21 protein-coding genes are annotated in these 23225 nt (G+C 53.6%); 13 read left to right on the top strand and 8 right to left on the bottom strand.

What is annotated here, in order from left to right; all coding sequences use genetic code 11:
• Positions 1–14: 14 nt before the first annotated feature.
• From IPG22_09490 to IPG22_09445, 10 genes are all read left to right on the top strand, one after another.
• Positions 15–926: a tetratricopeptide repeat protein gene (locus IPG22_09490; GenBank protein MBK6588516.1), complete on the top strand. Its 912-nt coding sequence runs from the start codon at positions 15–17 to the stop codon at positions 924–926.
• Between the two features lie 159 nt (positions 927–1085).
• Entirely contained in the window at positions 1086–3155 is a 2070-nt protein-coding gene (locus tag IPG22_09485) for a sigma 54-interacting transcriptional regulator (GenBank protein MBK6588515.1), read from the top strand.
• Between the two features lie 16 nt (positions 3156–3171).
• Positions 3172–3618: a hypothetical protein gene (locus tag IPG22_09480; protein ID MBK6588514.1), complete on the top strand. Its 447-nt coding sequence runs from the start codon at positions 3172–3174 to the stop codon at positions 3616–3618.
• Positions 3619–3639: 21 nt separating this feature from the next.
• Complete coding sequence (gene selB / locus IPG22_09475) at positions 3640–5556, top strand: selenocysteine-specific translation elongation factor (GenBank protein ID MBK6588513.1); 1917 nt, start codon at positions 3640–3642, stop codon at positions 5554–5556.
• The gene (locus tag IPG22_09470) at positions 5556–6260 is read left to right on the top strand and encodes a DUF2071 domain-containing protein (protein MBK6588512.1); all 705 of its coding nucleotides are present in this window, start codon (positions 5556–5558) and stop codon (positions 6258–6260) included. Before selB ends, IPG22_09470 begins: the two co-directional genes overlap by 1 nt.
• A 104-nt stretch (positions 6261–6364) precedes the next feature.
• Entirely contained in the window at positions 6365–6838 is a 474-nt protein-coding gene (locus tag IPG22_09465; GenBank protein ID MBK6588511.1) for a dihydrofolate reductase, read from the top strand.
• Positions 6839–6876: 38 nt separating this feature from the next.
• Positions 6877–7173, top strand: coding sequence for a DUF962 domain-containing protein (locus IPG22_09460; protein MBK6588510.1), 297 nt, complete (start codon positions 6877–6879; stop codon positions 7171–7173).
• A 54-nt stretch (positions 7174–7227) separates the two neighbouring features.
• Positions 7228–8562 carry a gluconokinase gene (locus tag IPG22_09455; protein MBK6588509.1) on the top strand — a complete coding sequence of 445 codons (1335 nt, stop codon included), beginning with the start codon at positions 7228–7230 and terminating at the stop codon, positions 8560–8562.
• Between the two features lie 80 nt (positions 8563–8642).
• Positions 8643–10679, top strand: coding sequence for a transketolase (gene tkt / locus IPG22_09450; GenBank protein MBK6588508.1), 2037 nt, complete (start codon positions 8643–8645; stop codon positions 10677–10679).
• Between the two features lie 9 nt (positions 10680–10688).
• On the top strand, positions 10689–11810 hold the full coding sequence (locus IPG22_09445) for an alanine racemase (protein ID MBK6588507.1): 1122 nt from the start codon (positions 10689–10691) through the stop codon (positions 11808–11810).
• 100 nt (positions 11811–11910) lie between these two features.
• On the opposite strand, the gene IPG22_09440 is transcribed toward IPG22_09445, so the two are convergent.
• From IPG22_09440 to IPG22_09430, 3 genes are read right to left on the bottom strand one after another with little or no spacing between them, the layout of a single operon-like run.
• Positions 11911–12093 carry a hypothetical protein gene (locus tag IPG22_09440; protein ID MBK6588506.1) on the bottom strand — a complete coding sequence of 61 codons (183 nt, stop codon included), beginning with the start codon at positions 12091–12093 and terminating at the stop codon, positions 11911–11913.
• Positions 12090–12608 carry a hypothetical protein gene (locus tag IPG22_09435; GenBank protein MBK6588505.1) on the bottom strand — a complete coding sequence of 173 codons (519 nt, stop codon included), beginning with the start codon at positions 12606–12608 and terminating at the stop codon, positions 12090–12092. The genes IPG22_09440 and IPG22_09435 overlap by 4 nt, the downstream gene beginning before the upstream one ends.
• Before the next feature lie 38 nt (positions 12609–12646).
• On the bottom strand, positions 12647–13783 hold the full coding sequence (locus IPG22_09430; GenBank protein MBK6588504.1) for a beta-lactamase family protein: 1137 nt from the start codon (positions 13781–13783) through the stop codon (positions 12647–12649).
• 192 nt (positions 13784–13975) lie between these two features.
• Here IPG22_09430 and alaS point away from each other — a divergent pair, with 192 nt between their 5' ends.
• Complete coding sequence (alaS, locus tag IPG22_09425; GenBank protein ID MBK6588503.1) at positions 13976–15916, top strand: alanine--tRNA ligase; 1941 nt, start codon at positions 13976–13978, stop codon at positions 15914–15916.
• 123 nt (positions 15917–16039) lie between these two features.
• Here alaS and IPG22_09420 read toward each other — a convergent pair whose 3' ends face one another.
• Genes IPG22_09420 through IPG22_09410 form a run of 3 tightly spaced genes read right to left on the bottom strand, consistent with a single transcriptional unit; the run spans position 16040 to position 17955 of the window.
• On the bottom strand, positions 16040–16471 hold the full coding sequence (locus IPG22_09420) for an OsmC family protein (protein MBK6588502.1): 432 nt from the start codon (positions 16469–16471) through the stop codon (positions 16040–16042).
• Positions 16472–16487: 16 nt separating this feature from the next.
• Entirely contained in the window at positions 16488–17486 is a 999-nt protein-coding gene (locus IPG22_09415; GenBank protein ID MBK6588501.1) for an EamA family transporter, read from the bottom strand.
• Between the two features lie 4 nt (positions 17487–17490).
• On the bottom strand, positions 17491–17955 hold the full coding sequence (locus IPG22_09410; GenBank protein ID MBK6588500.1) for an Lrp/AsnC family transcriptional regulator: 465 nt from the start codon (positions 17953–17955) through the stop codon (positions 17491–17493).
• 119 nt (positions 17956–18074) lie between these two features.
• Here IPG22_09410 and IPG22_09405 point away from each other — a divergent pair, with 119 nt between their 5' ends.
• Positions 18075–19217 carry a DUF1565 domain-containing protein gene (locus IPG22_09405; protein ID MBK6588499.1) on the top strand — a complete coding sequence of 381 codons (1143 nt, stop codon included), beginning with the start codon at positions 18075–18077 and terminating at the stop codon, positions 19215–19217.
• A gap of 7 nt (positions 19218–19224) precedes the next feature.
• Positions 19225–20799 (top strand): aldehyde dehydrogenase family protein, encoded by a 1575-nt coding sequence (locus IPG22_09400; protein ID MBK6588498.1) that lies wholly within the window; start codon positions 19225–19227, stop codon positions 20797–20799.
• 19 nt (positions 20800–20818) lie between these two features.
• Here the strand turns inward: IPG22_09400 and IPG22_09395 are convergent, their stop codons facing one another.
• The gene (locus IPG22_09395; GenBank protein ID MBK6588497.1) at positions 20819–21613 is read right to left on the bottom strand and encodes a prolyl oligopeptidase family serine peptidase; all 795 of its coding nucleotides are present in this window, start codon (positions 21611–21613) and stop codon (positions 20819–20821) included.
• A 26-nt stretch (positions 21614–21639) separates the two neighbouring features.
• Complete coding sequence (locus IPG22_09390) at positions 21640–23106, bottom strand: M20/M25/M40 family metallo-hydrolase (GenBank protein MBK6588496.1); 1467 nt, start codon at positions 23104–23106, stop codon at positions 21640–21642.
• Positions 23107–23225 lie beyond the last annotated feature (119 nt).

Genomic DNA, 23225 nt, shown 5'->3' with positions numbered 1-23225 from the left:
TTTCCAATATTGTTATGAAACCGATCCTTGTATTAATTGGATGTTTGTCGCTCGCATTGGCGGGGTGCGGCGGTGCGCCGTCAAATGCAAACAACGCTGCTGTTTCAACTGAAAACACCAACACGGCCCCGGCCGTCTCACAGTTCGCGTCTATCACCGACGCTAACGCGGCACTGGCCGAGGGTAAGCGTTTGCTTGACGAAAATCAGACCGAGACGGCGATCGAAGCTTTAAAACGAGCGGTCGAACTCGACGCCGACCTCGCCGAAGCTCATTTTCAGCTCGGCGTTGCTTATGCATTGCTCGAGATGCAGAACGAGCAGTCGGGCAAGGTGACGGAACCGGCTTCGAATTCAAAGGAAGCAGCGAAAAAGACAAAATCGGAAAAAGCTTTTGAGGATGCGGTCAAAGCGTATAAGAAATGGCTGGCCAAAAACCCGAAAGACGATAACGCCTACTATTATCTCGGCCGCACCTACGCGAAGCTAATGCAGGATGACGATGCCGAGGAAGCCTTTCAGGAAGCCGTCAAGCTCAAACCGGAAGACAGTGAATATCAGACAGAGCTCGGCAGTATCCTGATAAAGCTCGCCAAATACAGCGAAGCGATCAAGCCGCTAAAAAAGGCGATCGAGCTCGACAGCTCCAACGGCCGTGCCGCAGATCTGCTGGAGGACGCGGAAGCGGGCAAAAAACGGGTCGATTACGTTTCTACCGACAAAAACTCGAACATGGCCGTCACAGGAAAAGGAGCGAACTCGAATTCTAATTCGAACTCAAGCTCAAATTCGGCGATGCCGTCTAACTCCACTTCGCCTAGACCGCCCGAGGCGAACACTAAACCCAAAAAGCCCGAACCGGAGCCAAAATCTAAGAAAGGCGATCCCAAAGATGACCGCCCGAGAACCGTTCCCGGCAAACCGTAGCTGCGTTAGGATGACGCAAAAACACACACTTCCTGGCACAAGTGTGTCAACTTGACATCGTAGATACAAAGCGACACATTATCGTTAGCTTTTCATATGTTTGGCGAACGATCCAACCGACATACCGAACCGTCCTCCGCGCTATCACTCGAACGCCGGATGAGCATGCACGAGGCCCGCGAGGCGATCATCGACCGCCTGGCCCGCGACCTGCCGACCGACATCGACCTCGAACGCTTTCTGAACGTTGTCGTTTCCGAGATCGGCCGCATGCTCAACGCCGACCGCTGTGACCTGCTCCAGCTCAGCGAAGGCAAAGACCTTGTCATCAGCCACGAATGGCGAAAGGACAAATCGGTCCCCAAAAGCCACGGCACGACGATACCGTTCGACACGGCAAAGCTCGCCGAGCGTTTTGATATCACAAAACCCATCCGCATCAACGATACCTCAGCAGCGAAAGATCCGACTCTGAAGTTCTTTGCAAAAGCTCTCGAAACACGCTCTTTGCTGGTGATCCCGATCATGCTGAATGGGAATGTGCTCGGATTGCTCGGCCTACACGACACGCACGAGCCGCGTCAATGGCTCGACGAAGAGGTCTCCTTTCTCGAATCCATCGCCCGCCAGCTCGCTATTGGCTATCAATACACGAGCCTCTACGTCGCCCAGGAACAGGAAAGCCGCCGGACAAACGCCCTGCTTGAGATCGCAAATACGCTGAATTCGCACTCGGATTTCAAAGAAGTTTCGGAACTCGTGATGGAGCGTGCGATCAACCTTGTCGGTGCCGATTACGGAGCTCTAGGTGTGCTGGATCAATCCGGAACACGCATTTCGCTCGCCACTTTCAAGTCTGCCGAAGGCATAAAACTCGGCAAGATCCTGAAAATGATCGAGCAGCACAACAAATCGCTCGCGCTCGATTCGTTTGCAAAACTAGGCGAACTGCTGCGTGAAGGCAAGACCCTCAAACTAGCCGATTCCGAGTTGCCGTTTGCGATTCGTTTGTTTTTTAACACACAGCTTCGCGGCAAGGCGGCGTTGGTGACGCCGGTACACGTTGCGGGCAAAGCGTTCGGGCTGCTGGGCTTTGTATGGAGCAAGCAGAGCACGTTCGAGGACCACGACATCGCCTTGATCGAGGGCATCGCCGACCAGATCGGCACTGCGCTCGAACGCGACCAACTCTCGACCGAGGTCATGCGGCTCAAGAGCGAACTGCACCAGAAACAGAGCGAGATCGTCGGCCAGGCACCGGGCATTCGGCGTGCGATCGAGCTCGGACTCAACGTTGCCGATACGAACACTACCGTTCTGATCCTTGGCGAATCCGGCACCGGCAAGGAGCTGATCGCAAATCTGATCCACTACAACTCGGGCCGCGAAAGCATGCCTTTCGTCAAGATAAACTGCGGTGCGATACCGGAAACCCTGCTCGAAAGTGAACTTTTCGGCCACGAGAAAGGTGCGTTTACGGATGCGCGTTCGCAGCGGCAGGGACGGTTTGAAGAAGCGAGCGGCGGAACCTTGTTTCTCGACGAGATCGGCGAAATGTCCTTGCAGGCGCAAGTTCGGCTGCTGCGGGTTTTGCAGGACGGCGAATTCACGCGTGTCGGCGGCAAGCACGTCCTGAAAACCGACGTCCGCGTCATTGCCGCGACCAACACCGATCTCGAACGAGCGATCGAGGACGGCACGTTTCGCAAGGATCTTTTTTACCGCCTGTCAGTTTTCCCGATCTCGCTTCCGCCGCTGCGGACACGGGTCGAGGACATCAATCTGCTGGTCTTTCATTTCCTCGAGGAATACAAGAAAAAATCCGGCCGCTTTATCTCCGGAATATCAAAAGAAGCGATGCGTGCACTCGTCAATTACAACTGGCCCGGCAACGTCCGTGAGCTGGAAAATGCGATCGAACGTGCCGTCATCATCGCCTCGGGCCGCCAGATCGAACTCGACGACCTACCCGAAGCCATCAGTCGCACTGCCGAGAATTCGTCCGCCCCCGCCCGGTTCGAACGTGCCTCAGCCGCCGGCGAAGGCCGCAATATCGGTATCAATATCCCCCTACCCTCCGCAATGGACGAGATCGAAAAACAAGTGATCGAGGCCACGCTCGAATACACCGACGGCGACAAATCACAGGCTGCACGCCTGCTAAACATCGGCCGCAAAACGCTTTATCGCAAACTGGAAATTTACGAGGATGATATTACTGATAACTAGCTAAAAGGAGATCTTCATGTCCGCTACAACATTGGAATGGCTGGTTATATTGGTCTTTTTCCTGCTTCTAGTTGGGGCAATGGCAGGCGAGATCGGTTGGCTGGTCGTGAAAAAATGGACGACCGTTGGCCGTGCAGCCGCTCTCGTTATAACGAGCAACATCGTCAGCATGACGATCGGTTCGTTTCTCGTCGGGGCTATTATGCTCATCCTTTTCATGATGGTCATGGGCCCCGCTGGCCGCGGCAGCGACGCTCCTGAAAGCGCCTATGTTATTGGTATCGCTCTTGCTTTGATCATCCCGCCTGTTCTACTGCTTGCAGCAAAACGCATCATGCTTGCCATCCTTAAGATAAGATCGGGTTCTTCAGCCTGGGTTTATTCAGCAGTATCGACGGTTCTGACATTTTTGATAACACTCGTGCCGACAGCCGTCTTTATTTACGTCATCTCCAGAAAATAGCTCCATGGACATTGCATCGCTATGGAAATAATCGTCGGCACAGCCGGTCACATCGATCACGGTAAAACCGCGCTGATCAAGGCTCTATCTGGCGTTGATGCCGATCGTCTGCCGGAGGAAAAGCGGCGTGGTATCACGGTCGATCTTGGATTTGCAGAGATGAGTATCGGCGACGTGCATTTTGGCTTTGTCGATGTACCCGGACATGAGCGTTTCGTTAAGAATATGCTTGCCGGTGCCAGCGGGATCGACATCGTCATGCTGGTGATAGCTGCAGATGAAGGAGTGATGCCGCAGACCCGCGAGCATTTCGATATTTGCCGATTGCTCGGTGTCAAAGCGGGGATAGTCGTTCTTACCAAGTTAGATCTGGTCGATGCCGAGACGCTGGAATTCGCCAAACTCGATGCCGCGGAGCTGGTAGAAGGATCTTTTCTCGAACACGCACCGGTCATCGCGGTCAGTTCACGCTCGGGCTCAGGGATCGCAGAACTGAAAGAAACGCTTTTGGTAGTTAGTCGCGACCTGCCGGCGCGAAATGATCACCTCATCACGCGTCTGCCGATCGATCGCAGCTTTTCCGTCAAAGGATTTGGTGCGGTTGTGACTGGAACGCTTGCATCGGGAACAATACGCGAGGGAGAGGACATTGAATTGCTTCCCACAAAAGCAAAGGTCAGAGTTCGCGGCGTACAAACGCATGGCAAAGCAGTCAGATCCGCCTCTGCCGGACAGCGTGTCGCGGTCAATCTCGGCGGCATAGATCATTCGAAGATCGAGCGTGGAATGCTGCTCGCTGAGCCGGGTGTTATGCGGCCAACGCAGATCTTTGACGCCGAGATCGAGGTTTTGGCGGATGCTGCAAAACCGGTTCGATCGCGTCAGCGGGTACGCGTTCACATCGGAACCGTTGAAGCCCTGGCGAGAATTCAGGTTCTAAATGAAGCGGGCGAGATCGCGGAGGGCCAAAAAGATCTCGTCCAGATACGACTCGAAACTTCAGTCGTTGCGGTTCCTTGCGAGAGATTCATAATCCGCCGCTATTCACCGCAGCTTACGATCGCCGGCGGAATTGTGATAGATAATTCCGCAGTAAAACACCGCCGCAAAGACCTTTCGAAGGTACGGGAATATCTCAATAGTCTTTCAAACACTGAAAATTCGAGTGAAAAAACACATCTCCTGATCACCGCGGCAGGGCCTTCGGGGCTGAGTTTTGCCGATCTGCGATCCCGAACCGGACTCCAACAAAACTTGGTCGAGAACGCAACAGAAACACTGATCTCGGCAGACGAAGTGGTAAACGCCGAAGGGAGATTTGTCGAAAAGGCTGCATTTGAAACTTTAATAGCCTCGGTTGAGAACGCGGTTGGCGAGTTTCACAAAAGTGACCCGCTCGCCAAAGGAATTTCCAGAGAAGCACTTCGCGAAAAACTCTTCGCATATCTTCCAAATGAGATATTGCATGCGGTCATTACGGAGTTGGAATCAGCGGGCACGATAGCTTTAGACCGCGAATCAATTCGTCTGAGTTCGTATCAAACAACGCTTTCACCTGCAGAGGCTGCGTTGAAAACCAAGATCTTCGAGGCGTACCGAACCGCAGGGCTGGAAGTGCCTAAGGTCGAAGACGTTTTGAACGGTGCGGTCGCGGGAACCTCTTTCACACGAAACGACGCCCGAAAATTCTTTCAGCTATTTCTCGATTCCGGAGAAATTGTTAAAGTTAGCGAGGAATTCTATTTCCTAAAAAGCAAGATCGCGAAGCTTGTCGAAAAGCTAAAGCAGTTTGCGGCCGCCTCGGGCGATCGCAGCATTGACATGGCGCAGTTTAAGGATCTCGCCGCTGTTTCGCGAAAGTACGCGATACCGCTGATCGAGTATTTTGACCGCGAACGCGTGACCGTTCGCCGCGGCGACATACGTATCATTCTGTAATGCAAAAATTCCTGACAGCACGCTGGAAAGACCTGATCATGGCCAACTACGAGGTTGACCCGTCGATTCTGATCCCGCGTCTGCCCGCCGGAACCGAGCTAGATCTGCAGGACGGGAAATGCTTTGTCAGCCTAGTCGGGTTCATGTTTCTCGACACGCGGGTTTTGGGCATTCCGATACCGTTTCACGTCAATTTCGAAGAGGTGAATTTACGCTTTTACAACAAACGCGAGGTGGACGGCGAAACCCGGCGAGCAGTGTGTTTTGTTAAGGAGATCGTGCCCAGATTTGCGATCGCAACTGTCGCACGCGTCATGTACGGTGAGCCGTACGAATGCTGGACGATGAGCCACGAACGCACGGAAACCACCGTCTCCTACGACTGGTCAAAGGGCGGTAGCACGAATCATCTGAGCGTCGACATCGGCGAAAGCATAGGCGTTCCGGCAGCAGGATCGCACGGTGAATTCATCATCGAACACTACTGGGGCTACACCAAACGCGGCGACTCACGCGTCGACGAATACAAGGTCGAGCATCCAAAATGGGAACTATTCTCGGTCAAGAACGACGTTATCGATGTAGATTTCGGCGCTACGTACGGCGAAGAGTTCGCATTTCTCGCCGGACAGAAGCCGTATTCGGTCTTGCTGGCAAAAGGTTCGGAGGTTGCGGTTTATAAAGGTGCGAGAATCAACAGTTGATCCTCCCTTTGCGGTCTTTGCGGTCTTTGCGGGAAATTAGGGCAGGTTCCCCCGCAAAGTCGCAAAGGGAAGACGCAAAGCCGCAAAGGAGAAGAAAAGGATTTATGATCATCGGCATCGTCGCCATTTCACAAAACTACGCGATCGGCAAAGGCGGAAAGTTGCCATGGCATTACAGCGCCGATCTTAAGTTTTTTAAGGAAACAACGACTGATAACGTTGTCGTGATGGGAGCGAACACGTGGCGTTCGATCGGCAAGCCACTACCGAACCGTTTGAACATCGTCCTCTCACGCAGCGGAAATGTTGATACGCCGCCAAATATCTTAAAACTCAGCTCAAAGGCCGAGGTCGTTGAGCTTGCTAAATATCTTGATCGCGACGTTTACATCATTGGCGGTGCCCAAACTTACAAGAATTTTGCTGACGTGATCGATCAGTGGATCGTGACTTTTGTTCCGATCGAGGTTGAGAATGCGGACACATTTATGCCGCAGGATTTTCTCAACGGATTCATCTTAGAAAAAACTGATGACCTTGGTGACGGCCTGATCACAAAAACTCTGCGCAGAAGCTGATTTTGGTGTAAAATCGTCGCGAAAGGAGAAAAACCGATATGATGGGCGGAAAAACCTGGGACGAGTGGATCGAGGAATATTCTGAAGGGCATCAGCACCCGATCAATCAACTGACGCACAAATTCGGCATTCCGATGATCATGCTGTCGCTGCTTTTGGTACCCGTCTCGTTCTTTGTCGCCGGTGCATGGCGCGTGGCTCTCGGGCTATTCGTCGTTGGCTGGATCCTACAGTTCATCGGCCATTATTTCGAAGGCAAACCACCCGAATTCTTAAAAGACTATCGCTTCCTGCTCGTCGGTTCGCGTTGGTGGTTTAAGAAAACGTTTGGCTGATATCAGCTAGTAGCTATCAGCTATTTCGATTCCACTGCATAAAAATCTCAGATCTTGAAACAACCGCTCATTTTGGCTTTAGATATCGGTACGTCCAGCGTCCGCTCCGCTCTTTATGATGGGCAAGCGAATGCTGTTCCGCGTGCGTTTGTCAAGATCGAGCGCACGCTGACCGTCACCACTGACGGCGGAGCTGAGATCGATGCTGACGAAGCCGTCGCTCAGGTTGCCGCGGCGATCGATGCACTTCTCGAAAAAACCACAGCGCATATAACGCACATCGCCTCCTGCTCATTCTGGCACAGCCTCGTCGGCGTGGATGCGAAAGGCAAGCCGACGACTAAGGTCTTTGGCTGGGCGGACACGCGGAGCGGGAAATATACTGAGGTACTCAAAAAACGATTCGACGAGAATGAAACCCACAACCGCACCGGCGCTCATTTTCATTCAAGTTTTTGGCCGGCGAAATTGTTGTGGCTGCGAAAGGATTTTCCCGATGTATTTGTCAAAACCGAGCGGTGGCTTTCGTTTAGCGATTACGTAGCTCTGAAGCTTTTCGGCACCGCGACAACCAGCGTCTCGATGGCGTCGGGAACGGGAATTTTTGACATCAGAAAGTGCGATTGGGATCCGGAATTGCTGAAATTCCTAAAGGTCAAGGCCGCAAATCTGCCTGCGATGGTCGCAAACGATTCCGATACCTTTACCCTAAACAAAAAATACGCCAAACGCTGGCCCCGGCTCGCTCACGCCAAATGGTTTCTCCCCGTCGCCGACGGAGCGACCGACAACATCGGTGCGGGTTGTTTCACCAACACGCAAGCCGCGTTAATGGTCGGCACTTCTGGAGCGATGCGCGTCGCATACGAAGGCGAACCGCCGGGTCATATCCCGGAAGGTCTATGGTGTTATCGCGTCAACCGCAAAATGTGCGTACTCGGCGGAGCGTTGTCCGACGGCGGCAATCTTGCCCAATGGATGCGCGACAACTTGCGTTTAGGAAGTGATGCGGACGACGTCGTGAGGCAAAGACTCGGAACATCTTCGACAATAAAGATCGCCCCTTTTTTCAATGGCGAACGCAGCACCGGCTACAACGAATCCGCCACCGGAGCGATCATCGGGCTTACTGCCGCTCACGATGCGTACGACATCTACCGAGCCGCAATGGAAGCAGTCGCCTATCGATTTGCTGATATTCTCAGACGCCTTGAAACCGTTTTCAAGATCGAACAGATCATCGCCTCGGGCGGAGCACTCCGCGAATCGCCTGTTTGGACAGAGATCATCTCGAAAGCTCTGAACCGCGAATTGACCATGAGCGAGGCTCGCGAATCATCTTCTCGCGGTGCGGTTTTGCTTGCGCTCGAAAGTCTTGGCAGAATATAGATTACGCAGAAGATTTCATTAATGACGGCGAGCTCGTAAATATTTATCGAGATCGGCACGTTCGATATTACGGAGAACCCATGGCAACTGCGACTCAACCGAAAAAAATCACCGACCTCGACCAGCTTTGTATAAATACGATCCGCACGCTTTCGCTTGACGCGATACAGAAGGCGAATTCCGGGCATCCGGGATTGCCGCTGGGCATGGCGCCGTCGGCGTATGTTTTGTGGACGAAGTTTTTGCGGCACAACCCTAAGAATCCGAAGTGGTTTGGCCGAGACCGGTTTTTGCTATCGGCGGGGCACGGGTCGATGCTGATCTATTCGCTGTTGCATCTGACGGGTTACGACTTGTCGCTCGATGAACTGAAGAATTTTCGGCAACTGCATTCAAAAACGCCGGGGCACCCTGAAAACATCATCACTGCCGGAGTCGAGATCACGACCGGGCCGCTGGGACAAGGCTTTGCGAACGGTGTCGGAATGGGCATCGCCGAGGCACATCTGGCGGCAAAGTTTAACCGAAAGGGTTTCCCGGTCGTTGATAATTACATTTACTGCATCTGCTCCGACGGCGACCTGATGGAAGGCGTCGCGTACGAAGCTGCTTCGCTCGCCGGGCATCTGCAGCTCGGAAATCTGATATATCTCTACGACGATAACGAGATCACGATCGACGGTTCGACCGATCTCGCGTTTACTGAGGATCGGACGAAGCGGTTCGAAGCCGCCGGTTGGCACGTGCTCGATGTCGCAGATGGCAACGACCTGAAAGCAATCGAAAAGGCGATCAAGGACGCTCAAAAGGTTAAGAATAAGCCCTCACTGATCCGCGTTCACACGATCATCGGCTTCGGAATGCCAAAGGCGGGAACGAGCAAGGCTCACTCCGACGCTCCAGGCGACGAAGCTGTCAAGGAAACCAAACGCAATCTCGGCTGGCCCGAGGACAAGCAGTTTTTCATTCCAAAAGAAGCCCTGACGCATTTCCGCTCGGCCGTCAATAACGGTGCGGCGATGGAGAAGGAATGGAACGCCCTCGTCAAAAAATACGAAAAGCAACATCCTGAGATCGGTGCCGAATTTCACGCGATCCGAATGGGCGATCTGCCCGCCGGTTGGGAAAAGAGCCTGCCGAAATTTGACGGTGTCGAGGCAAAAGCCACACGTGCGTACAGCGGCGAGGTGATCAACGCGATCGCCGACTCTCTGCCTTCTCTGATCGGTGGTTCGGCCGATCTGAAACCTTCGAATAACACGTATATCAATTCGTCCGCGGACATCCAGCCGGGAACCTTTGAGAACCGCAACATTCATTACGGCATCCGCGAACACGCGATGGGCGCGGCGATGAACGGCATGGCCCTGTACGGCAGCGTGATACCTTTTGGCGGGACGTTTCAGACGTTTTCGGATTACATGCGTCCGGCGATCCGCCTTGCGGCTTTGTCGCATATTCAGACGATATTTGTCTTCACGCACGACTCGATCGGCCTCGGCGAAGACGGCCCGACGCACCAGTCCGTCGAGCACATCGCAGCAATGCGTGCGATCCCAAACCTCGCTGTAATTCGCCCCTGCGACGCCCACGAAACCCGCGAAGCCTGGCGTGCAGCAATCAAACGTCAGCACACTCCGACCGCATTTGCCCTCTCTCGTCAGAAAGTCGCCCTGATCGACCGCAAGAAATACGCGGACGCCAAAGGCCTCCACAAAGGTGCTTACATCCTCGCCGAGGCCGAGACCAAAGCCGGAAAAGAAACCGCTCCAAAACTGATAATCATCGCCACCGGCTCCGAAGTCGGCCTCGCGATGGAAGCCCGCGAAAAGCTCAATACCGAAGGCACGCCGACCCGCGTAGTCTCGATGCCGTGCTGGGAATTCTTCGACGAGCAATCCGCCAAATACAAAGAAGAGGTGCTGCCCGCCAAAATCACCGCCCGCCTCGCCGTCGAAGCCGGCGTCTCGATGGGCTGGTCAAAATACGTAGGCGACAAAGGTGATACGCTCTGTGTCGATAAATTCGGAACCTCTGCTCCGGCTGAAGATGTGTTTAAGGATTACGGGTTTACGGTGGAGAACGTTAAAAGACTCGCCTGTAATCTCCTAAAATAGCAGACACGAATGAATGTCGAGACGATAAAAACGCCGTCTTTGCTGCTCGATCTAGATCGAGTCAGACGCAACGCTGCTCGTATCAGCGACATTGCAAGTAAAAACCGAACGCGGCTCCGTGCGCATATCAAGACCCACAAATGCATCGAAGTCGCGAAGATCCAAACCGCAGGCCACAACGGAGCTATCACAGTTTCGACCTTGGCTGAGGCTAGGGATTTTGCGGCTAATGGATTTACGGATATTACATACGCGGTTCCGATCGAACCGGGAAAGTTTGCCGACGCGACCGAGATCTTGCGAGGTGGTGTAAAGCTCAATCTGCTCACGGACAATGCTGAGTCTGCCAAACTGCTCGATGAGGCTGCCGGTCGAGCCATTGTCAAATTTGAGGTTTTCGTCAAGATCGATTGCGGCACGCATCGTGTTGGTGTCGAGCCGCATACGGCTGAGGCCGTCGATATTCCGAGACAGCTTTCAGATGCGAAGAATCTGCATTTTGCCGGAATTCTCACGCACGCCGGGCATTCGTACGACGTTAAAACTGTTGACGAGATCAAGGCGATCGCTCGTCACGAGCGGGATGTGATGGTCGAACATGCGGCAAAGCTTCGTTGGCTCGGTATCGAGGTTCCGACCGTCAGCATCGGCTCGACCCCGACGATCAACCACATCGACCATCTCGACGGCATCGACGAAGTTCGGCCCGGGAATTATATTTTCTTTGATAACTATCAGGCGACGCTCGGGAGCTGTTCGTTCGACGACACAGCTTTGACCGTGCTCGCTGCGATAGTCCATCGCGACGCATCGCGGCGAAAGATCGTGATCGACGCCGGCGGTATCGCGATGTCAAAAGATCGCGGCCCAGTTCATCTAGATCCACAGTGCGGCTACGGCCGCGTGCTCGATCTCGACGGCAACCCGGCCGGCCTTAGTCTCGATTCGCTATCTCAGGAACACGGCGTCATGCATGCGGCGGATGACGCCATATTCAACCGCTTCAAGATCGGCGACCGCGTTCGTATCCTCGCAAATCACTCCTGCATGACCGCCGCTCAACATACGCATTATAATGTTCTCGAGAACGGCGAGATCGTTGATCAGTGGAAGATCCACGCGGGTTGGTAGCTGCGTTTTGCCGGGAACGCGGTCGCCCTCGCCTGAAAGCGTCCTGCTCTGGGAACGCTAATGAAGCCGATGATCAGTAGTGTTGAACGAGAGGTGTGGGTTAGTTGCCGCAGGTCGAGTGTTCCCAGCTCACCAGTTTCATGTTCGAATACTGGTCCATCGTAACGACCGTTCTGATGACTTGGGTTTTGCCTTCTTCGGCGACCCTCATGCAAACGCGGTAGATCATGGCGAACATTCCTTTGTTCTCGCATTTCAAAATTCCGGCGAGCGTGTGTTTCACCTTGGTGTCTGCTGAATGGTTTTTGATGGCAAAATCCGCTGTGAGGCCGATGCCGACATCGGTATTCGAAACGTCTTAAAGTCTCCGTCCCCGGGCGACGCAGCTGCGGACGGAGCTGTAGCACCGTCCCCGTCTTCGTCCTCACCGCAATCTGAGGCTTCCCAGCTTAGAAGTTTGTAAACACCCTTCAGATCAACATTTACGATGACTTTCACAAAAACATCGGCCGAATCCTGGCCCTCGGCTCCGCTGTCACTGACCTTGAGGCACATTCGGTAATTGCTGCCAGCGACCGCCTGACGCTCGGCTTTTACGACCGAGATGAACTCGATCTCTTTTTCGGATCGCTTCGCTTCCGCCGAAACCGCGAACAATGCCGCTTTTTTTGCAGCCGGATCTGTTTTTGCTATCTCTTTATATCCGCCGAGGAGCGGAGGGCCCTGGGCCGCAGCCTGAGACACACAAAAGAGAGCAGCCGTTACCATCATCATCGTAACGAATAGTGTTTTTCTCATAGTTTTTCTCCTGAATCTAGAACTACCGAATTGTATTCCTATTTTCTGCCTAATATAGTGCCCTGATCGCGTCTTAGCTTACCGACCATATCCTTCTCCGGCGGAGCTCCATCCGGCAGAATGATGTTGGTGTTGAAGACCACAAGCGAAGCCATACGTTTCGCGGGGTCAAAGTCGAGATAACTGATAAACCCGTTCTGATCGCCGCCGTGGCCGAGATGTGTGGGCGAAAGCGTTTTGTCGATAAAATAGATCAGCCCGATGTCGGTCGTGAAGCCCTTATTCCCATTCGCGTCCGCCTCGGTCTTGAGCTGCGGCTGCCACATTTCCTCGAGCGATGACCGTTTTAGGACCGTGTTATATCTCTCAACAAGAGTGCGGTCGTCGCCACCAGCCCCAACGAGAAAATTCAGATACTTGACCATATCCGGGATCGGCGAATTTAAACCGCTGTTCGAAACCGTTATTCCAGTGTTCGCGTCGAATTTCCCTTCCGTCCGTTTACCGTTTTCGATGTAGTAGGAATGCGAGCGGTCCTTGAGCAAATGATACGGCGTCGCGTCGAAATAGCTTCGGTACATCTCCAGCGGTTTTAGGATGTTTTTATCGATATAGACCTCATAGTCGTCTTTAGTGAGCGTTTCGATGATGCGTCCTAAAAATACGATGCCCGGATTTGAATAGCTGAATTTACTGCCCGGTTTGAAGCGAATTTCCGTGTACGGAAACATCGCAACGAGCTGAGAATACTCCTGCGGTTCAAAAGGTTCCCAATCCTTACCACCCGCAAACGGCCATGTTCCGCCTCGAAATCCGGCCGAGTGTGTCATCAGATGCCTGATCGTGATCTCATCCATAAACGCGAACGAATTGTGAACAGCTCTTAATTCAGGTAGGTATTTTGTGACCGGATCGTCGAGTTTCAACAGTCCGCGATCGCGAAGCTGCATGATCGCGATACCCGTGAACGGTTTTGTGTTCGACGCCCAGTGATAGATCGTGTTTTCATCGACCGGTTGATTTTTTTCGAGGTTTGCCGAGCCGTATTTGTAGTCGGCGACTAGCTTGTTATCACGTACTAAGACAAAGCTGCTGCCAACAATGCCGTTGTCTTTCAGCTCTTTCTCATAGAGCGTTTTGAAGTTTTTAAGGGCTTCTGCCGATTGTGCGCTCATTGTAATTACATTAACCGAAAGAGCCAAGACAAATAGAAAGATCCAATTGCACCGCTCCATAAGGTTTGCCCTCGACATACGCTTGATTTTTGTGAACTCCAAAATAATAATTACGGACGCAGTATTATACAAGTGCAAGAACCCAGTCGCTATTGCTCCCGGTTCTGACTCAGCTGTTATATTATTTAGATAATGAGTGTTTACGAGGAATCAACTGAAGCCCAACAATTTGCCAGCCGCGTGATTGCGGATCATGCCCGCTCGACCGCCTTTGCCATCGCCGACGGCATCCTGCCGGGAAACGAAGGCCGCAACTACGTCCTGCGGAAGATAATGCGGCGTGCCATCTACCACGGCCGCGAACATCTGGGTTTGAACGAACCTTTCTTTCACAAGGTCTGCGATTTCGTCGTCACCGAGATGAGTGGAGCGTATCCTGAACTCGAAGCTCAGCGTGACTTCATCAGCAAGATGGTCAAGATCGAGGAGGAGCGGTTTGCCAATACCGTTACCGTCGGCCTTGGCCGTTTGAACGATCTCGGCCTCTCGGCGTCGACGCCTAAGGATAACGAGCTGTTCCTGGCGATCGGCAAATTGTACGACACATTCGGCACGCCGCGAGATCTGATCCGCGTTTATCTGGAAGAAAAAGGGCTGGAATTTGAAGAAGACGATTTTAACGAGCGTTTTGATACGGCTTTGCAGGAGTTGCAAAAGCAAGGCGATGTCGGGCACACAACGCGTAAATCCCAGCCTTCGCCGATATATGCCGAACTGCTTGATAAATTCGGTATGAATCAATTTCATGGCTATGACACGATCCAGATCGCGGATGCGAAGGTCGTCGCCATCCTTGATGGTGACACGCCAGTTGCCGAACTGACGGCCGGTGCTCAGGGCAGTGTTGTGCTCGACAACACGCCGTTCTACGCCGAATCGGGCGGACAGGTTGGCGATACCGGCGTTATCGTGAAAACGACCTTTAGCAAGGGCGACGAAAGCGGCGGGATGATAAAAACGGGCGGTGTTGCTTCGAAAGCGACCGTTTCCGACACTTATTCACCTGTTTCGGGATTGATCATACACAAGGTCTCGATACTCGCTGGCTCGCTCGAGGTCGGTGACGAGGTCGTCGCGACGGTCGACGCCGAGAAACGCGATGCGACGCGGCGAAATCATACCGCCACGCACCTCGTTCATGCAGCATTGAGAGAAGTTTTGGGAACGCATGTGAAACAGGCGGGTTCGGTCGTCGGGCCGAGCGTTTTGCGGTTCGATTTTACCCATTACCAGCCGATGACCGCCGATGAGATCGCCGAGGTCGAGGACCTGGTGAATCGTTACATTCTTAAAAACGATCCGGTCAACACAAACGTCATGGCGATCGAGGAAGCTATGGCCTGCGGGGCGATGGCTTTGTTTGGTGAGAAATATGGTTCGGCGGTACGCGTTTTGAGTGTTGGCGACGGCGTTTTCTCGAAAGAACTATGCGGCGGAACTCACGTCCGCGCAACTGGCGACATCGGCAGCTTTAAGATCACCGGCGACGAAGCGATCGCTTCCGGCGTGCGTCGTATTCGTGCGATCACCGGCTTTGACGCGTTCTCACGCTTCCGCGAAGATGAACGCCTCATCGAACGCAGCCTGCACGAACTCAACACTCAGCGTGACAACCTGCCGAACGCGATCGCTCGCCTGCAGGAAGAGCTCAAAAAGACCCGCAAGGAAATGGATGAGCTAAAGCTCAAAATGGCTCTCGGTGCTCAAGGTGCAGACGGCGGCGAGCAGAACGAACCGCGTGAGATCAACGGCGTAACGGTTTTGGCAAAACAAGTTGACGGGCTCGATGCGAATGGTACGCGTCAGCTTTCAGACACACTGCTAGCTCGTCTCAAATCCGGCGTCGTTATCATCGGACGCTCTGACGAAGGCAAGGTCGGCCTGATCGTCCGTGTATCCGACGACCTTACGGGAAAGGTCAGGGCAGGCGACATCATCCGCGAGATCGCCCCGATCGTCGGCGGACGCGGCGGCGGAAAAGCCGACATGGCCGAAGGCGGCGGCACGGAGCCGTATAGATTGAGCGAAGCGATCGAAGCGAGCTATGGTGTGATCGAGAAAATGCTCGGCTAGAGCTTCGCGGCGGACGGACGAACCCGAAAGAATTTCACCGCAGATAAACGCGGATGAGCGCAGATCATATTTTCTGATCTGCGCTCATCCCCGTTTATCTGCGGTTAATTTTCTTTTTACTGCTTACGCAGCGGGTTCTAACACGATCTCGTAACTCGTCGTGATCTCAGCCGTCGGCTTGACCGTTGCGGCGACCGAACAATAGGTTTCGTCCGACAGTCTGATAGCATCGGCGACCGCCTTTTCTGAAATATTGCGGCCGGTAACGATGTGTTTGATGTGGAGCTTGATAAAGGCCTTCGGCATTTCGTCGCGACGCCAGCCTTCGATCTCGACGCGGTAGTCGGTAACATCCTGACGTTTTTTCTTCAGGATCGACTCGACGTCGAATGCGGTACATCCGGCGACGGCGACGAGGAGATTCTCGAGCGGCGTCGGGGCGGCTTTGCGTTCGCCGTTGGCGTCCATTAGCTGAGCGTGTCCGCTCGGCGGTGTGCCGATGAAAAAATCGTCACCGGCGTATCGAACTGTTGCTTTGTATGTTCCTGTTGCCATAATTTCCTCTTCGTTTTTAAGCTGCTGCTGAAGCAGTGGTGCTTGTCGGTGTAAGCGATTCGTGGATCTCGACCTCTTTAGGTTGAAGTTTCTTCTTATTATTTGCCGTGACGAGCATCACGGATACGACGATGATCGCGGCTCCGATCAGCATCTGAGCGGTGAGCGATTCGCCGGCGATGATCCATCCGAGGAAGACCGCCACGACCGGATTGACATAAGCATACGTCGAAACTGCCGACGCGGAAGCATTCTGCATCAGCCAGCTATATGCAGTATAGGCGACCAACGCACCGACAAATATCAGATACGCCAGAGCTATCCATGACGTGGACGAAACTGCCCGGTAATCGAATGTTTGCCATTCACCGGCGATCGCGCTGACGACCGTCAGGATCAATCCGCCGGCCAGCATCTGCATTCCGGCGGCGAGGACGTTGGATCTCGCGGTTGGAGCCGTCGCTCCGTACAACGAACCGAACGCCCAACCGATCGTTGCTATAACGACCATAAAGATGCCAAACCATTGCGAATTGCCGCTCGCTCCCACTGCGTCCGGGCGGCCGAGAATAAGCAATGCGACGCCGATAAATCCGATAAGCAGGCCAAGCGTTACCTTGTAATTAGGCTTTCCGCGGCCCATGAACATCCAACCAAGCGTCACCATCCAAAATGGATTCGAGGCGATGAGCAAAGCCGTCATGCTCGATGAAATATAATGTTCGGCAACAACAACTGCTCCGTTTCCAACGCCAAGCAAAAGCGCTCCAACAATGAAGCTTGTCCGCCAATGAACCGCCTTAGGCTTTTCGTAGCTTGGCGACAAACGTGCGAAGCCGTACAAAATGCCGCCCGCGATCAGGAATCGAACTCCCGCCATCAGAAACGTCGGCAGCGTCTCGATCGCATATTTGATCGCAAGATATGTGGATCCCCAGATCAAATAAACCGCCGCGAATGCTGCGATCAAAAAGATCAGTTTCTGTTTTTCATCTGCTGTTCTAACCGCGCTCATCACTTCACCCCTTGCGTGCTTTACCTTCCAGATGCAAAGCGGTCGTTTCCTTGTATGTTTGCAGAACGACGATGGTTTTCGTGCTGACCACGCTCGGTATCGTCCTTATTTTTTCGCGATGTAGTTTTGTTAGCGCGTCAGTATCTTTGGTACGGATCTTAAGCAAAAAGCAGTCTTCGCCAGCGACATCGTGGACCTCAAGCACCTCTGGGATCGCCGCGAGAGCCTCTTCGGCTTCGCTTCCGCATTCACTGGTCTTCACCGTGACAAAGACCGTCAGCCCAAATTCGACCGCCCGCGGATCGATCTCAGTACGATAACCGCGAATGATGCCGCGGTCCTCTAATTTGCGAATCCGCTCCAATACCGCCGAAGGAGCCAGCCCGATCTGCCTCGCGATCTCGGCGTTCGAAATACGCGCATCGTTTTGTAGTATCGTTAGTATTTGTTCGTCTATGCCGTCAATCATTCGGTATTTTACCTCTTCAGCAGAATAACCATCGGCACAAAGCTTGTCAAGGACTATTTTCGACGCGGTGGTGCACTTGCTGAGCATACCCTGCCAAATTGCGTTATAATCTGGGCTGAATGAAGTTTTTTCCAAACCTTGTTTTTACGATCCTACTAGTTGTCACCTTAGCGTGTTCTGCTTCCGCACAAAAAACGATTTATGTTTCGCCCGCTGGTGACGACAAGCACGACGGCAAAACCGCGAAGACCGCTTTCAGGACCATCCAACACGCCCTTGACGTGGCGAAGCCCGGGACCAGCATTGATCTCTCGCCCGGCATCTACCACGAAACGCTCACGACAAGAATCAACGGCTCCGAAGCCGCTCCGATCGTCGTTCGCGGCGGCGACAATGCCAAGTCGAAGGATAGGCGTTACAAAACCATCCTTTACGGATCTGGCCGAATAGTGAATATCGATCACAGCTATTACAGGTTCGAAGGTTTTGCGATCGACGGCCAGGAGGCGTTAGCGGGAAAAGCGTATCCGACCGACCCGTCAAAGGTCACTGCATTTAAGGACGAAAATCGGTCGATCATCAAGGACAGCAAGCTTATCTACATCGGCAGCGACGATGCGACCAGATACCTGACCGGCATCAAGATCATGAACATGTATCTGCGCGGTGCCGGCGGTGAGTGCATCCGCCTACGCAACGGCGCTCATCATAACGAGATATCGGATTCCGTGATCGAATACTGTGGAATGTTTACCAAAGACCGAGGGGTAGACAGCTTCAGATACCATAATGGCGAAGCGATCTACATCGGCACGAGCCCGAAATCGACAACTCAGCCGATGTACGCAAATGATACGTCGAATAACAATATCGCGAGGCGAAACATCATCAACACCTACGGCTCAGAATGTTTTAACGTAAAGGAAAACGCCAACCGCAACGTTTTCGCGGGCAATGAATGCCGGTATAATCTGGAGCCCGCTGAATTCTCGGGTAGCAATGTCGAGCTTCGCGGTGATAATAATGTAGTCGAGGGAAACCTGATAACCGAGAGCTTCGGCGTCAACGTCAAGCTCAAAAGCGACGCGGCAGATTATGACAAGGGCGGAAATATCATCCGCAACAACACGCTCTCGCACGCTCAGAAGGGTAACATCAGCAACGATCATAAAGCCGCCGTCATTTGCGGAAACAAGCTCGACAGCACGATCCAACGCGGAACGACCAAAGAAGCAGCCGGAAGACCTTGTGAGAGGAAGTAACACAACCATGATCGCTACAGCCGACTCCGCAGAAAAGACGATAATTTCCTACAACCCCGCAACCGGCGAAGAGGTCGGCCGCGTACGCATTTCGTCGGCTGAAGATGTCCAGAAAGCGGTCACTCTTTCGCGTGCTGCTTCTCGTGAATGGCGACAGACTTCATTTGCCGCCAGACGCGATCTGATGATGCGTGCCCGCGAGGTGATACTAGCTGAGGTCGACGAGATCGCTCACCTGATCTCGCGAGAATCCGGGAAGCCCTTCGGCGAGGCGATCGCGATGGAGATCGCACCGGTTCTAGATCTGATGCAGTATTTTGCGCGGAACACGGAAAAGCTTTTAAAGCCAGCAAAAATCGGCATCGGGCTCTACGCACTGATGGGCCGCTCGTCGAAGATCATCTATCAGCCTCTCGGCGTTGTGGGGATAATTCCGGCGTGGAATTATCCGTTTTCGATTCCGCTCGGCGAAGCTGTCATGGCTTTGATGGCCGGAAATACGGTTGTGATCAAGCCGTCAGAACTAACGCCGCTCGTGGGGGTAAAGATCCGCGATATATTTGAGAAAGCCGGATTTCCGCAGAACGCGGTTCAGGTCGTGACCGGCGACGGCTCGACCGGGGCCGCCCTCGTCGAAGCGGCTCCTGACAAAATAATGTTCACCGGCTCGGTCGCCACTGGAAAAAAGATCGCGGCTGCGGCCGCAAAGAATCTCACTTCCGTCGTGCTCGAACTCGGCGGCAAGGACCCGATGATCGTCTTCGCTGACGCCAATCTCGAACTTGCTGCCAGAGCCGCCGTCTGGGGAGCGTTTTGTAACAGCGGCCAGTCTTGCTCATCGGTAGAGCGGCTTTACGTGCAGGAAAGTGTCGCAGCGGAACTTACGCGGAAGATCGTGGAAAAAACAAAACGACTCAAGCAGGGATTTGGCGATCGTGAGGACGTTTCGGTCGGAGCAATGTCATCAGAACGGCAGATCAAGATCGTCGAGGATCACGTCGAGGATTTCCGTGCTTCTGGAGCAAAAATTGAGATCGGCGGAAGACGCAATCCCGAATTCGAAGGCCTTTTCTACGAACCAACCGTCATTACAAACGCCAACAACGATATGCGCGCGATGCAGGAAGAAACGTTCGGCCCGACGCTGCCGATAGCGACGTTTTCTACCGAGGAAGAAGCGATCCGCCTTGCCAACGACAGCGAATTCGGCCTTACCGCCAGCGTCTGGACCCGCGACCGTGCCAAAGGCGAACGCGTCGCACGTCAGATCGAAGCCGGCTCGGTCTGCATCAACGAAGTTCTGTACACCCACGGCATCGGCCAAACGCCGTGGGGCGGCTTCAAAAATTCCGGCCTCGGCCGCACCCACGGTCGCGAAGGCCTGATGGAACTCGTCCAGCCCCAGCATATTCACATCAACAAACTCGCCTTGCTGCCAGATGCGTGGTGGATGCCTTATTCTGCTACCGCGGTCGAAACATTCCGCGGATTTGCGACCAAGTTTGCGTCTGGCTCGCTGCTAAAAACTACCACGCTGATGCCGCAGCTATTAAAGCGTATCCGTGAACTATTAAAGCGATAGGTTTCGCGGAGGTAATCTATTACTTTCGCTGTTTCAACATCCATTCGATGACGTCGGCCCTTCCGTAAGATGGATCCCAGGCGTTGTGATTGGCTCCAGGGATCTCGGTGTAGCGAACGTCGGCCCCGACCTTCTTGAGGGCCGCCTCCATCTGACGGGAATCTTCCGGCAAGACTATATCGTCCTTGTTCCCGTGCAAGATCCAGATCGGTATGCGAGCAACCTTGGCGGCGAGACTCGGGTATATTTCTCCGCGGCTGACCGACGGAATTATTGCCGGGTACATAATGCCGTTTGACGGGCTCTTAAAGTCGGATACAAATCCGCATACGACGACGAGCGCCGCAAATCTGTCGGCGTATCTTGAGCCAAGAAACCATGTTCCGTTTCCGCCCGCAGAATAACCCGTCAGGTAAAGGCGCGACCGGTCGCCATTAAATTCCTTGACAGCATTATCCAGCGCCTGCATAGCGGCTTTTCCGCCATCGAGCTGCCAGCCGGGCGTGCCGTCAGGTTTAGCCTGAGGAAAGACGATTATCGCGGGAAACCGTTCCGGATGAAGGCGAACTGCAGTCGCCAGGCCAACCTGCGTTTGCTTTAGACCATCGTTTCCATATTCGCCGCCCCCATGAAGAGCTACGATCACCGGCCATTTTTGTGCCTTGGAGAATTCACGAGGCACATAGACCTGATAGCGGTACTCAAGCTTATTGAGAACAAGAGACCTGTTTAGAAAACCAGTTTCGACACGCTTCTGCGCAGGAGCCGCGAGGCTGCAAATAAAAAGAGATACGATGATAAGAATTGGTCGCATAAACATCCGGGATCGGGCAAGGCCGATTATTTTACTGATCCGGCGGGGATCCTTTCTGCCCGCATTGCAGCATGATAAGCAAAGGACGCGAGGACAATAGCCGATTGCTTAAGATCATTTTCGCTCACACGTTCGAAGGTGTCCATATTCGTATGATGCACCCGCGTGTCGTAGAGGTCGTAGTTCTGGACGGCGTTAAAGCCCAGGACGCCGGCACGGTTGAATGATACGTGGTCGGTGCTGCCTATGGGCTGAATGATGTTCTTACGCGCACCGAGGTCTCTGAATGGCTCCAGCCAGGCGTCGAAGATAGGTTTTACGGCTGAGTTATTCTCAAGATACCAGCCATAGATCGGCCCGCTGCCCGGATCCTGGTTGAAATAGACGTCAAATTTTTCTCTCGCGGCTTTGTTCGCATCTCCTGCTAAGTTTTTTGTTACCCACCTCTGCGAACCGAATAATCCTTGCTCCTCACCGCTCCAGATAGCGACCTTGATCGTGCGTCGCGGTTTCGCCCCGATAGCTTTAAGTATTCTCATTGCTTCGAGAGCGGCGGCAGATCCATCGGCGTTGTCGGCCGCACCAGTTCCGGAATGCCACGAATCGAGATGTGCTCCTATCATTACGGTCTCGTCCTTGAGATCTGAGCCTGGAAGTTCGGCGAGGACGTTGTATCCATTTTTGTCCTCTGTGTGATATTTGGTCTGCACGTTGACCCGCAGCTTTACCTTCACACCGAGTTCGAGCATGCGGACGATCATGTTGTAATGCTCGGCGCTGAGTATCACGCTCGGCATCGCCGCTTCGGCATTGTCGCGGCCGAGGATGAACATCGTGCCGTGTTCCCCGCGATTCGGCCGAAGGATGACGCCTGCACCTGTTTCAAATAAGGCTTTATTCATCGCGGCCGGTGTGATGAATGGTGAAGAACCTTGAGGTGGACGCGGCTGGCCGATCGGCACGGCTTCTTCGAACGCCGTCGGCTGCTTGCGGTCGATCCGCTCGAACGAATCCTGCAGCGGCTGGCTCAATACGATAGCACCCTTGAGCTGGCCTTTCATTTTTTCGAGATCGGCGGCAGTTTTATTGCCAACAAGAACTGGTGTGGCCACGATCTCACCCGCAGTCGATGCGGACCAAGCCTCGGCGTAACCAACGAGCGGCATATAGCGAGGCTCGATCATTTCGACCGTCTGCTTTTCCAGCGTCCAGCCGCGGCCGAATTCCCACGGCTCAAGCCGTGGATCGCTCAATCCCCACTCCTTCAACCGCGACTGCGAATACGCCGCCGCCGTCTTAGCCGCCGGCGAACCGGTCAATCTTGGCCCGATCACCTCGGTAAAATGCTCAAAGGTTTTCAAAACCTGTGACCGGTTGAGGCCTTCGTCGCGGATCTTTGCATTCATCGCGGCATCGACCGGCTCTTGCGCAGCGATCGAACTGGCAAGGATCAAGGAAATAAGACTAAGAGCGGTAAGTTGTTTTAAACGCATAGGTATTTTGAGCTTTTACGGTTTTGTTTCGAACCTAACATACGCCGCCACGCATATCCACAACACGCGAATATGCCATGATTTCGATTGTATGACGACACGTAATGCGAACCATCTTT

The organism is Acidobacteriota bacterium (assembly GCA_016703965.1).
In the GTDB taxonomy this organism is placed as follows: domain Bacteria; phylum Acidobacteriota; class Blastocatellia; order Pyrinomonadales; family Pyrinomonadaceae; genus OLB17.
This window is presented reverse-complemented; position numbering and strand designations above follow the sequence as displayed.